This window comes from Flavobacterium sp. ENC, from assembly GCF_020991415.1.
Classification (GTDB): domain Bacteria; phylum Bacteroidota; class Bacteroidia; order Flavobacteriales; family Flavobacteriaceae; genus Flavobacterium.
Genome location: NZ_JAJMOY010000007.1, coordinates 1 through 13,305 on the forward strand (window position 1 = coordinate 1; position 13,305 = coordinate 13,305).

General features: G+C 39.7%; 11 protein-coding genes. 7 read left to right on the forward strand and 4 right to left on the reverse strand.

Going from position 1 to position 13,305, the window contains the following annotated elements; all coding sequences use genetic code 11:
• From LPB89_RS17270 to LPB89_RS17290, 5 genes are all read left to right on the forward strand, one after another.
• Positions 1–1,631, forward strand: a 1,631-nt coding sequence (locus LPB89_RS17270; protein ID WP_230702935.1) for a gliding motility-associated C-terminal domain-containing protein, incomplete at its 5' end; no start/stop codon positions are given.
• 28 nt (positions 1,632–1,659) lie between these two features.
• Complete coding sequence (locus LPB89_RS17275; RefSeq protein ID WP_370635562.1) at positions 1,660–2,586, forward strand: type IX secretion system membrane protein PorP/SprF; 927 nt, start codon at positions 1,660–1,662, stop codon at positions 2,584–2,586.
• Positions 2,587–2,618: 32 nt separating this feature from the next.
• Positions 2,619–3,311 carry a DUF6090 family protein gene (locus tag LPB89_RS17280; protein WP_230702937.1) on the forward strand — a complete coding sequence of 231 codons (693 nt, stop codon included), beginning with the start codon at positions 2,619–2,621 and terminating at the stop codon, positions 3,309–3,311.
• Positions 3,308–3,688 carry a hypothetical protein gene (locus LPB89_RS17285; protein WP_230702938.1) on the forward strand — a complete coding sequence of 127 codons (381 nt, stop codon included), beginning with the start codon at positions 3,308–3,310 and terminating at the stop codon, positions 3,686–3,688. The genes LPB89_RS17280 and LPB89_RS17285 overlap by 4 nt, the downstream gene beginning before the upstream one ends.
• Positions 3,689–3,870: 182 nt before the next feature.
• Entirely contained in the window at positions 3,871–4,413 is a 543-nt protein-coding gene (locus tag LPB89_RS17290) for a hypothetical protein (protein WP_230702939.1), read from the forward strand.
• A 186-nt stretch (positions 4,414–4,599) separates the two neighbouring features.
• Here the strand turns inward: LPB89_RS17290 and LPB89_RS17295 are convergent, their stop codons facing one another.
• A complete protein-coding gene (locus tag LPB89_RS17295; RefSeq protein ID WP_230702940.1) occupies positions 4,600–5,847 on the reverse strand; it encodes a gliding motility-associated C-terminal domain-containing protein in 1,248 nt (415 codons plus the stop codon).
• 15 nt (positions 5,848–5,862) lie between these two features.
• Positions 5,863–10,053, reverse strand: a complete 4,191-nt coding sequence (locus LPB89_RS17300; RefSeq protein ID WP_230702941.1) for a hypothetical protein — start codon at positions 10,051–10,053, stop codon at positions 5,863–5,865.
• A 434-nt stretch (positions 10,054–10,487) separates the two neighbouring features.
• Between LPB89_RS17300 and LPB89_RS17305 the strand changes: the two genes are divergently transcribed.
• Complete coding sequence (locus tag LPB89_RS17305) at positions 10,488–10,925, forward strand: hypothetical protein (RefSeq protein ID WP_230702942.1); 438 nt, start codon at positions 10,488–10,490, stop codon at positions 10,923–10,925.
• Positions 10,926–11,041: 116 nt separating this feature from the next.
• A complete protein-coding gene (locus LPB89_RS17310; RefSeq protein ID WP_230702943.1) occupies positions 11,042–11,566 on the forward strand; it encodes a PPC domain-containing DNA-binding protein in 525 nt (174 codons plus the stop codon).
• 57 nt (positions 11,567–11,623) lie between these two features.
• Here LPB89_RS17310 and LPB89_RS17315 read toward each other — a convergent pair whose 3' ends face one another.
• Positions 11,624–12,244: a hypothetical protein gene (locus LPB89_RS17315; protein ID WP_230702944.1), complete on the reverse strand. Its 621-nt coding sequence runs from the start codon at positions 12,242–12,244 to the stop codon at positions 11,624–11,626.
• A gap of 51 nt (positions 12,245–12,295) precedes the next feature.
• Positions 12,296–13,300: an SDR family oxidoreductase gene (locus LPB89_RS17320; RefSeq protein WP_305070304.1), complete on the reverse strand. Its 1,005-nt coding sequence runs from the start codon at positions 13,298–13,300 to the stop codon at positions 12,296–12,298.
• Between the last annotated feature and the right edge of the window lie 5 nt (positions 13,301–13,305).

A 13,305-nucleotide genomic window follows, 5' to 3' on the forward strand; every position in this document is an offset into this window, starting at 1 on the left:
CTTTGAGTGATCCAAAAACACCAACGACTACACATACCACACAGGAATTCTGTAAAGTGGATAATAAAACTGTGGCTGATTTGGAAACTACGGAAACAGGCGTGACGTGGTATGATGCTGAAAAAGGAGGAAACGTAGTTGCGCCAACCACAGTTTTAACCGATGGAACAACATATTACGGTTCCCTAAAAGTGGGTATTTGCGACAGCCCAACAAGACTGGCCGTAAAGGTTATCTTAAGTGATCCGCAAACGCCAACAGGAGCAACCACACAGGAATTCTGTAGAGTAGATAATAAAACCGTAGCTGATTTGGTAACGACTGAATCAGGTGTGACGTGGTATGATTCTGCTGATGGGACAACAGTAGTTCCGTTAACGGCTGTTTTAGAAAACAATAAAGTGTATTACGGTTCTTTAAAAGTGGGAACTTGTGAAAGCCCAGCACGTTTGGCGGTAACGGTAACGTTAAGTGATCCGAAAACGCCAACAACTGCTCATACTACACAGGAGTTCTGTAAAGCAGATAACAATACAGTGGCTGATTTGAAAACTACCGAAGCAGGCGTGACGTGGTATGATTCAGCGACAGGAATAAAGGCACTTGCTTCTACGGCATTACTTGAAAACAATAAGACGTATTATGGTTCGCTAAAAGTAGGAGCTTGCGAAAGTCCGATACGATTAGCGGTACAGGTAGTTATCAAAAGTAATGATGCGACACCGGCTCCGGACTGGAGTGCCAAAGCCTGTGTTTTTGACGAAATAACGTATAAAACGGTTAGTGGGATGTCAGATTACAATTGGCTGATTACCAGTGAAGGTGATATAATTGCAGGAGGACAGCCAACAGACGACTATGTTACCGTAGTGTGGAATAGTGTTGGAAAAGCAGTAATAAAGGTAGATTATATTGATATTTCGAAATGTGACCCTATTGTATCTGTGAATTTTCCTGTGACTGTGGATTCATGTTCTGATATTGGTCTAAAAATGATGGTAGACAATGCGACACCAGGTATTGGTCAGCAAGTAGTCTTTACGCTTACCGCAGAAAATTTAGGGATAAGTAATTCTAAAGAGGTGGTGATCGAGAACATGCTTCCATCAGGATATCAATATGTGGATTCGAATGTTTCGAAAGGAAATTACGATCACACAAATCGACTTTGGAGTATGCCGTTACTGAAAGCGGGAGAAAGTCAAACCTTAAAGGTTATAGTAAAAGTAAAGGGGAGAGGTGACTATCTAAACATAGCGTATCTAAAGGCTTCAAACCCTGAAGATCTCAATGAAACGAATAACAGGGCTCAGGCTTCGGTTAGAACTAAGGATGTCGTTGTATATAACGCTCTTTCAACGAATGAAGATGGCATAAATGATTATTTCAGGATAGAGGGACTGGATCAGTATCCCAACAATACAGTAGAAATTTTTAATGCGGGTGGTGTTCAGATTTTCAATACCAATAACTATGGAAGTAATAATAATGTCTTCCGTGGCATATCTGAGGGCAGGGCTACCATTAATAAAAAAACAGGGGTACCAACGGGAACTTATTATTACATCCTTCGCTATGAAGCTGAGGGGACAATGATGGAAAAAGCCGGGTACTTGTATGTTAGTAACTGATAATTGAAATCAGGGAATTATTGTTCAGATGAGAAGAAAAATAAATTTTTTGACAATAGGATTATGGTTAAGCGGATTATGCGTATTTGCGCAACAGGATGCCCAATATACACAATATATGTATAATACAGCCATCCTGAATCCAGCTTATGTGGGGAGCAGGGAAGCTTTAAGTATTACAGGTTTAAGCAGAATGCAATGGGTCGGGATTGAAGGCGCGCCTAAAACAATAACATTTTCCGTAAGCAGTCCTGTATCAGAAAAAGTAGGTTTGGGTCTGTCTTTTATCCATAATCAGGCAGGCCCTTCAAACGAAACGTTGCTTTCGGGTGATTTCTCTTATAATATCAGGCTGAATTATAAGTACTGGCTCTTTTTTGGATTAAAAGCAAATGGCGCATTATTGAACGTTGATTATACAAAATTAAAGCAGTATAACCCTAACGATCCTGTTTTCCAAAACAGTATTTCAAATGACTTTTCACCTAATGTAGGAGCGGGAATCTATCTGATGTCAAAAGATACTTATGTTGGAATTTCAGCACCCCTATTGCTGGATACGAAAGATTTTACGCCCCATAAAGAGATTCTCGTGCAGCGACGCACTCATTATTACCTAATGGCGGGACATATTTTTGAGGTATCGGATGCCATTAAATTCAAGCCCGCTCTGTTAGTTGATTTTGTGAAAGGAAATCCATTAAATACGAACCTATCTGCGAATTTTTTGTTTTTTGACAAATTCACTTTAGGCGCATCTTACAGGTGGACTGCGGCAGTAAGTGGTTTGGCAGGATTTCAAATATCTAAAAAACTTTTTGCCGGTTATACATACGATGCGGATACAATGAATTTAGGAAATTATAATTCAGGCTCTCACGAACTTTTTTTACGATTTGACTTACCGGTACGGATCATTAAAGATTGTTCCTGTTCGCCAACCCGTTTTTTTTAACGATACAAACAAACGGATTAAATAAATTAAGCATGGAAGAGGAATTAAGAAAACACCTGCACAATGTCACCGCAGCTGAAAAGTATCAGAAAAAGAGTCTGTTGGAGAAAGTAAAACATTTTGTATCGGAAATCATAATCATTGTATTTGCGGTGACACTGTCCATTTCATTGCACAGCTGGAGTGAGGAAAGGCATCAGCAACAAGAAGTAGCGGAATTTCTGGCTGATCTGAAGGAGGATTTGACAGAAGAAAAAGTCAATCAGCAGCATTATACTAAAGAGGTACAAAATGCAACTGAAATGTTTGTGAATCTATTGCATATGGATGAAAAATATATTGACAGTTTAGATAAAAACAAGCATGATATTGTAATTCATCTGGATTTGCTGATCCATAAATTTAACAGGGGTAACTACGAAGGGTTTAAGTCTAGCGGTAAAATTGGTTTTATTAAAAACAGAAAATTAAAAAAACAAATACTGCTGTTTTATGAAGGAAGAATTCCGTTAACTATTGAAGCGGAAAATAGTTATAACCATAAAATTGAAATACTTTCCGATTATGCTACAAACACCCGAAATAAGAAAGAAATGTTTCTGGCACCGCGATCAAAAGTAATGTTTGATATAGCAAGACAAGCCGGATTGAACTGTGATACTGTTTATACCCAAAACATAGTATTAATCGATTCTATTCTTAAGGAATTAAAACATAAAAATTGAAACGTTTACTTAAAGACCGAACAATGTTGAGATTTTTTAAAATATCAGTTACTTGTGCTTTAGCTGCTTTTTTACTGTTAAGCTTTATTTTGATTGCGGATGTTTTTGTAAACAATACCGATTTTATGTTTGAAGTTATGACCATTATTATGGCAGTGTTCTTTTTAATAGTAGACCTCTCCGGTATTGTTATCTATAAAATTTTGAATGTTGTTTGTCGTATTTTATCAAAAAGAGACGACGAATTACTGGGAAGGCTGACCTTCAATGGAATATCGTGGGTTTTTGGAATTTTGGCTATCTTCCTTACTATATTCATTTGCTGTATTTGCTTTAGACTACTGGAAAGAAAAGGAATTTTCAGCGGTTTTACGTGATCATATAAAAAGCATTTTGAAGATAATGACTAAAAAAACAGAAAGACTTCTTTTATTGGTGACAAATTGTTTTCCCGGCTTCGCTTTTTAGGAAAAGGGCTGTTTTTCATTCAGCAATTAAAAGTTCAAAGTTTTTTAGATTGAGAAGAAATAAAGGTTAAAAAAAAAATTGAAAAAGAATTATGAAAAGAATTATTGTTGTACTGATAGTGATAGTACTTTCCTGCCAAAAAAAGAAGGAAAAAAGCTCCGGTTATGTACGTGCAACACTTACTGATACGGCGATGAATGTCTATTCTCCTCAGTCTTCGTATGAAATGGTTAAGACTAAATATCTGAAAAATGATTCTTTGAGTGATTATCCGGTGAAGATTATATCTACAAAATTATTTAAAAATCAGTATTCAACCTTTAAAAACATCAGGCTGACCTTTAAAAATGTGAGCAGGAAAAACATTCATGCCATTAAATTTCAATGGTATACGGAAAATGCACTGGCCGAACCTTCTAATCTGAGGTCTTTTTTTAATCGCGGTGAAAGCTCCGGTCTTTATACAGCAGATCTGCTGAAACCGGGTAAAACTTCTTCTGTAATTTTTGAAGAATTTTCAAGTGATGCAAAAAGGGTAATTGCCGCGCGTCCCTACGAAGTTGTCTTTTCAGACGGAACAAAGTGGTATATTAAAAATCAATCCTATCTGGATATTTACCTGATCAAGCGTTAGTTTCAGTCTCAGTTTTCAGTCTCAGTCTCAGTCTCAGTCTCAGTCTCAGTCTCAATCAGTGTTTACGGGCTGAGTATTGCTATGAATGTTGTAATACCTTAAAGTTTGTTTGTTAAATTGCGCCATTATAATAAACCAAGACTGAACACTGCGACTGCGACTGCGACCCAAAACTCCGACTGCCGCTCAATACGTCATAAATAAATACCCAATCTTATCTTTCTGTTTCATTGCACTATTTTCATCCCTAAAAGTTAATACATAGAAATAAGTTCCCGGAGGTAATAATTTTTCTTTATTGATCGTCAGGCGAGCATCCGAAAAACCTTCAAATATATTGCCTTTTGTATCATAGGAACGGGTTTCAAAAACTTTTACCCCCCAACGATTATAGATTTCAAGTTTATTATTGGGACATAAATTCAGCCCGAGAATTTTAAAGTAATCGTTTAAACCATCGTTGTTAGGAGACATTAAATTCATTATTTCTACGGGTACCCCGGCGCAGTTTAAAACGGTGGTATTGGAAGCTTTAACACGAGCCAGTGTAAAAATTCCATAACTGGTAACCGGTTTCATGAGAGTGGTGACTTCTTTTGAGGAAAAATCGGCTACACCGCCAACATCGGTCCACTGCTCTGATACAGGATCCCACCGGACAATATGAATATCTTCGTAAGGGGTGGCAATAATAGCAGGGGGTGTTGTAGCTTCATTCCAGGAAAGGGTGAGCAGCACATTGCTGTCGCCATTTGTTCTTTCAATTTGCCAGTATTCAGCATGATCAACCAATTCTATTGTAGACTCTTTTTTGGTGCCCGGGTATAAAATACCTGGATTTTCAAAAAAATACTGGCTTGTAAAAGAATCGGTGATAACGTCAGGAGCGGAGAGGGCAGCATAACGGTAATATCCGGAATTACCAATAGGATATTCGAACGAACTGGCTCCAATTTTTTTAACCGTTCCGTCAATATGGCTTTCATCACTGGCATGGATCGCAGTTGCTGTATTTTCAAAGATAATTTGGCCAGCATTAGAATTCAATATGCCTTTTAAAAAATCAACCTGACCAAAAACTGTCACTTCATTGGATAGCTGAAAAGCGGGCTGAACACTACTATTGTCAAACTGAACGTGGTTCCAGTCCATTGGACTTGTTCCCCCAATGTTCTGGATTCCCTTACTGCCTTTCAATACTGTTATTCCGGTGGTACTATTGGGTGTAAAAGTAACCAGCCCCTCATTGTTGAAATGATCGTATACATACAATGTCCCGTCATTTAAGACCGTTCCGTTTAAGGCATTTGTAAATACACCCACGGTACTGATCTCTGTTTGCGGGCTTATGACAAGGGTACCTTCATTATAGGTCTGTGCACTGGCTATTATGGGACAGATCGTCCAAAAGAATAAAGTTTTTACTTTTTTCATCGCTGTACAAATTAATTAAAAGCGGGATATGATAAACCAGTCAGTTCCGTTGCTGACCAGCGTAACTCCTGCGTTAAGAGCAGACAAAGTCTGAGTTGGTGCTCCGTCTATTGCACCTGAAACAGCAGAAATCGTAATATCTGAAGGTCCCGAAATTTTTTTAACGGTATATTTTCTGCCTTTGCTTGCAGCCGCCGACGGTAAAGGAACTTCCGTTGGAAAAACACCGTTGATCAGAATAATGCCATTGGCAGCTACCTCGGCTGTCGATACTACTGAAGGTGTGGCCGTAGGAGTATAGGTCAAAATGCTTCCTTCAAAATAAGGAGCTGATAAAAATTTTCCGTTTACATCTGTATAGATCGTATTTAATTGTGGTGTGATTGCTGTATCGTTCCGGGAATTGGGATATTTTGCTATTACCAGGTCATACAAAGCAAAACTACCCACACCACCGCCAATTTTAAATTCATTATCTGCCGTATTGTGGGTACCATTACCCAATGCAATACTATTGCTGAACGTACGGGGACTGGCTGAACTGCCAATGGCAATATTTGAATTTCCCTTATTATGAAGTCCTGCATTATACCCTAAAAAGATGTTCTCATTTCCATTGGAATCGGATCCTGCGTAACCTCCAACTAATACATTATTATTTCCCTGAGAATAAGATCCGGAATTTTCTCCAATCATCACACTACCAACAACGTTATTGGAAACTGCACCTGCAGAAAGCCCTAACGCAACATTACTAGTTCCTCCTGAACTACCGGCCAGTGCCTCATATCCTATACCAACGCACAACCAGCAATTGCTTTCCAAACCCGCGGTTAGTCCCATATAAATAGTGCCCTCTGAAGCATCGGCCACGCCATTTAAACCAGCTTCAGAACCAATCGAAATCTGGTTGTTGCTCGAGATTGTTCCACCGGCCAGGGAGATACTATTGGTCTTAGTGCCGGAAAACCGGCCCAACTCTGTATTATTGGCTTTAATAACAAAATCCTGGGCATCGGTAGTTCCTATAAAATTAGAGGCAGGAGTGGTACCGGCATTCCCTGTGGCGTGCCAGTCATTGGCAGGTGGCGTATAAGGTGCTGATAAAAACTTACCGTCCTGATCTGTATAGATCGTATTTAATTGTGGTGTGATTGCTGTATCGTTACGGGAATTGGGGTATTTTGGCATTACCAGGTCATACAAAGTAAAACTACCCCCACCCAAACCACCGCCAATTTTAAATTGGTTATCGGCAGTATTCCAGGTACCATTACCCAATGCAATACTATTGCTGAACGTACCGGGACTGGCTGAACTGCCAATGGCAATATTTGAATTTCCCTTATTGTGAAATCCTGCATGATCTCCTAAAAAGATGTTCTCATTTCCATTGGAATCAAATCCTGCGAGACTTCCAATAAATACATTAGAGGTTCCCTGAGCCGAACCTCCGGAAGTATACCCAATCATGACAGTATCAACAACGTTATTTGAAAGTGATCCGGCGGAAATCCCCAGCGCAACATTACCATTTCCCCCTGAACTAATGGCCAGTACCTCATAGCCTATAGCAACGCACCCCACGCAATTGCTTTCTAAACCCGCGGTTTGTCCCATATAAATACTGCCCTCTGAAGCATCGGCCAAGCCATTTAAACCAGCTTCAAAACCAATCGAAATCTGGTTGTTGCTTGAGATTGTTCCACCAGCCAGGGAGACACTATTGGTCTTAGTGCCATAAAACCGGCCCAGCTCTGTATTATTGGCTTTAATAACAAAATCCTGTGCATCGGTAGTTCCTATAAAATTAGAGGCGGGAGTGGTACCGGCGTTACCGCTTAAATTCCAGTCGAGTAAGGACTGCGGAATCCAGGTCGTACCATTATGGCTGAACAGATTGGCGGTCGCGGTATCTACATATAAATCTCCTGCAATACCTGGTTTAGGGCCTGTCAATGGACTTCCGTTACCGGTTTGTGTAATGTTTAGGGTGGTTGCCACCGCTTTTTCATTGGTGTACACATATTGTCCAGGCGTAGCGGAGTCGTTTTCAAGCGTCGTCTCTGTTTGGTGATTTTTAACCTGCTGCGCAATATCCAGCACTGTTGATGTACCTCTTTCAGGAGTATAGGTGATGGTTCCAAGAGTCGCATCCTGCGAGATACTGGTCAGCGTTTCAAAATTAGGCACCATTGGGGAAAGATTAATGGCGTTATCCACTGCTTTTTCATCTTTATACACCAAAATTCCCGTTGCCGGATCGAATGTGGCGGTCGTCAGGGTTTCGTTTTGGGTGATTAAGGATTTGATATTCAAAACATTCGAAACTCCTTTTTCGTCTACATAGGTAATCGTTCCGGCTGTGGCATCCTGCGAAATACTGGTCAGGGTTTCAAAATTCGGAATCATAGCAGCGAGATTGATGGAATTGTCGATCCCTTTTTCATCTTTATAAATCAGAATTCCCGTTGCCGGATCGAATGTGGCGGCCGTCAGGGTTTCGTTTTGGGTGATTAAGGATTTTATATTTAAGACATTCGAAACTCCTTTTTCGTCTACATAGGTAATCGTTCCGGCTGTGGCGTCCTGCGAAATATTGGTCAAAGTTTCAAAATTCGGAATCATAGCCGCGAGATTGATGGAATTGTTAATTCCCTTTTCATCTTTATAAATCAGAATTCCCGTTGCCGGATCGAATGTGGCGGTCGTCAGGGTTTCGTTTTGGGTGATTAAGTTTTTAATGTTTAATACATTCGAAACTCCTTTTTCGTCTACATAAGTAATTGTTCCGGCTGTAACGTCCTGGGAAATACTGGTCAGGGTTTCAAAATTCGGAATCATGGCGGCCAGATTGATGGAATTGTTGCTTCCTTTTTCATCTTTATAAACCAAAATTCCCGTTGCCGGATCGAATGTGGCGGTCGTCAGGGTTTCATTTTGGGTGATTAAGTTTTTGATGTTTAATACATTCGAAACTCCTTTTTCGTCGACATAGGTAATCGTTCCGGCTGTAGCGTCCTGGGAAATACTGGTCAGGGTTTCAAAATTCGGAATCATCGCAGCGAGATTGATGGAGTTGTTGCTTCCTTTTTCATCTTTATAAACCAAAATTCCTGTTGCCGGATCGAATGTGGCGGTCGTCAGGGTTTCATTTTGGGTGATTAAGTTTTTGATGTTTAAGACATTCGAAACTCCTTTTTCGTCTACATAAGTAATCGTTCCCGCTGTAGCGTCCTGCGAAATACTGGTCAACGTTTCAAAATTCGGAATCATCGCAGCGACATTGACGGAGTTAGTAGTTCCTTTTTCATCTTTATAAACCAGCATTCCCGTTGCAGGATCAAAGGTTACTGAAGTTAAGGTCTCGTTTTGTGCAATTAAGGTTTTAAGGTTTAATACAGTTGAAACTCCTTTTTCGTCTACATAGGTAATCGTTCCCGCTGTAGCGTCCTGCGAAATGCTGGTCAACGTTTCAAAATTCGGAATCATCGCAGCGACATTGACGGAGTTAGTAGTTCCTTTTTCATCTTTATAAACCAGCATTCCTGTTGCAGGATCAAAGGTTACTGAAGTTAAGGTCTCGTTTTGTGCAATTAAGGTTTTAAGGTTTAATACAGTTGAAATTCCTTTTTCGTCGACATAAGTGATTGTCCCGGCTGTAACGTCCTGCGAAATGCTGGTCAGGGTTTCAAAATTCGGAACGATTGCCGCCAGATTAAGTGTATTGGCTGTTCCTTTTTCATCCGTGTACGTCAAAATGCCACTCAAAGGGTCTAAGGAAACAGAAGTCAGGGTTTCATTTTGTAAAATACTAGTAACCCAGGCAGTTCCGTTGTAGACATATACTTTACCCGTATTCAATTCCACATAGAGATCGCCGGGTAATCCACTTGAAGTTGGCGCTCCGGTACCCGTTTCGGGAGCCTTTAGTTTGTTCCATTTGTTATTAAACCAGTAATAGTAACCCGGAACGATATCAGTGCTGATTGCAGTGTTAAACACCAGCAAACTGTTTACATTTCCATTCGCTATTGTGGTTTTGTCGGTGGTCCCTTTTAAAGAAACCCTTGGAACCAATATTCCTTTGTCGGTAGCAACAACGTCGAGCTGAGACGAAGTATTGGGCAAAACAGTGCCTATACCAAGCTGACTAAAGGCAATAAAAGGGAATAGTAATAAGGGGAGTAGTAATTTTTTTTTCATGGCTTTACTTTTTTAACTTAGGAAATAGTAGGTTGAATACATAAAGATGAATTCAGAAGCAATGAGGTATTTTTTGTTAGTGACCAAATATAAGAAAATAAATACTAAATGAAAAGTGTATATTTTTCAATTGCCTGTATACTAGTTGTATATAATATTTGATAGTGATAATGGTTTCATGAATCATCCAGTTATTTAATAATAAGGCACACTTATGCATCAGAAGCATCAAAATAAAAAAAAATAGTTTAAAGTAAATCGGAATCTATCGTGAGGATTCTTACTTATAAGTTCATATCATGGTATAATAAATTCGGAATTCCCTAAATTTAAAATGGGTATTTTATAATCTTACAGCGAAATAGTACAACTTTTTTGTTTCCCTTTTTCTTTAACTTGAACAGGTAAATTATTTATTAATTAAAAAAACTGCTATGAAAATACCTAAAGAAATACGCAACGGGTTTTATATATTTTTGGGAATCGCTGTATTCTTTTTATTAATGGAAGTTTTAGGCCTTTCTCATCTCTTTTATCTCCGGTTATTAAATGTACTTTTTATTTTTTATGGTGTAAACAGGACCTTAAAAATGAATCTCGAAGAAGGCAAAAACAGCTTTGTACCGAACGCAATATCTGCCACAATAACTTCCTTTTCCGGAGTTGTATTCAGTATCATAGCATTGCTTATTTACAGTCACGCAAAAGGCGGTGATGCGTATGTAAAATCATTATCGGAAGCTTTTATGTTCGGAGGTGATCCTTCCGTTTCTACGTATGTACTTTGTTTGTTTTTTGAAGGAACGGCATCCTGTGTTATTGTGACATTAATGTTAATGTTGTACTGGAATAACAAATACAAAGCCGACTAAATTACTTCAATCGGAAAACTATAAATTTTATTTAACTGATCTTCTTGGTTTTTTTAAGTGAACCAGGAAGATTTCTATTCTTTAATTATTCCTGAACAATTATTAAACGGAAACGCATGGATTTTACTAAAAAAATGATATTGGCAGTACTATGTTGCTGTTCGGCAAATGTAATGCCGGCACAACAGAAAGAAAACAAGGTGAATTGCAAATATGTCAAAACAGCCGGCGGATATCTGATGGTGCTGCGGGAAGGTGATGATGTCCTTGCTTCGATTGAAGATCTGGTCAGAGAAAAACAGATTCCATCAGCAAATTTTACAGGAATTGGTTTTGCACAGGAAGTTACTTTTGGTTTCTATGATTTTAACGAAAAGAAATTTCATCCCAAAACATTTAACAAAGTAGAGATGGGAAGCTTAACAGGCTCAATCGCCTGGAGTGGGGCAAAGCCCTCCCTTCATATGCACGGAGTGGCCACAGATGATAAATTTACTGCTTACGGTGGGCATATTCTGGATTTAAAAGTAGGAACCGGATCTATGGAAGTTTACATAACACTGAATACGGAGAAACTGGAGCGAAAAGTAGAATATCCCCTGGGAGCCAATGTTCTTCAGTTACCGCCTTGTGTGAAGTAAACAATGAAATAAAAAAAAACCGTTAAACATAAGTCTGACGGTTTTTTAGGTTAAAAGCTAAAATCTCTTAGGCTGAAAAGGATCCGGATCATTGATATTCGGATTCTGTTTTTCTATTTCCGGATCTGAATAGCGGATCTTATTTTCTGTATCGAAATCTTTATTTTCGAAATCCGACTGTCCTTTTTCATTGATACTATCGTCATTAAAAGCGTCCCGTAGATTGGCGTTTTTCAGATCTTCATCTTCTACATCATCCAGGTCATCGATTTCATAATCATCATCGGTTTCATAATCCAGTGGGTCTTTGTTGTCATTATTTGTACGATCACTGTTTACAGCATCGTTTTCAAGGCCTGTATCTTCATTCGGTTCGTTTTTATTGGCACTATGTTCGTCCAGAGTTCTCCTGTTTGGATTATTGTCTGAATCACCGTCTTCCGGATCACGATAAAAATCATTCTGCAGGCTATTGCCCTGATTGTAGCGCTCCGGGCTATCTTCATCTTGTGCGGACTGTACGGACGAACTACTATATTTTTCACCACTATCGTTATCCTTGTTTTGATCGCGATTAAGAGGATCTGTTTTTTCGGTACTATCTGAACTTATGCGCTGTCCTTCTGAGTAAAAATCACGATCTTCCGGATCGAAATTTTCGTTGGTTGTATTTGTCATAATCTTAAAATTTATAATGTTCTTTAAGAAGCAATAGGGTGATTTCGTATTTTAAGGATTGCCTTCCCCGCCGCTGGCACCGTAAATCTGTCCTGTAGCGTAGCTGGCATCATTAGCAGCAAGCTGTACGTAAATAGATGCCAATTCAACCGGCTGTCCGGGTCTTCCCATGGGCGTTTGTGATCCAAATGCTTTAAGTTTTTCCATTGTAGCGCCTCCGCTTACCTGTAACGGCGTCCAGATAGGACCCGGAGCCACACCATTTACCCTGATTCCTTTGGGAGCAAGCTGTTTGGCCAGTGATTTAATATAATTTGTTGTAGCCGCTTTGGTCTGGGCGTAGTCATATAAATCTTCGGTAGGGGCATACGCCTGTACAGAACTGGTTCCTATTATAGAGGCACCGGGTTTCAGATAGGGAAGAGCCGCCTTGATAATCCAGAAAGGTGCATAAATATTGGTTTTCATGGTCCAGTCGAATTCCTCTGTTGAAATATCCAAAATAGAGGCATGTGTCTGCTGTCTGGCAGCATTATTAACTACAATATCAAGTCCGCCAAGTGCCTTTGCAGCCTGCTCGACCAACGATTTGCAGAATTCCTCGTTACGTAAATCTCCCGGAATTGCGATTGCCTTGCGGCCTTCAGCTTTTATAAGTTCAATTACTTCTCTTGCATCTTCCTCTTCGGTCGGATAGTAATTTATAGCGACGTCAGCACCTTCCCTTGCATACGCTATGGCTGCAGCCCTGCCCATTCCGGAATCTCCTCCCGTAATCAATGCTTTACGGCCTTTTAACCGGCCTGTGCCTTTATAGCTTTTCTCGCCATGATCCGGCCTCGGATCCATTTTACTCACAAGACCCGGCCAGGGTTGTGATTGTTCTTTAAAGGGAGGTCTCGGATATTTTGTAGAAGGATCTTCAGGTCCATTCGACATCGGAAATTCATCTATGACAAAACCATTGGCCATAATCGGATTAAATGCTGCTGTTGCAAATACCGCTCCCATACCGGTAAGGGCAGAGCGACGGGTTATTTTATTTTGGATCTCCATAATAC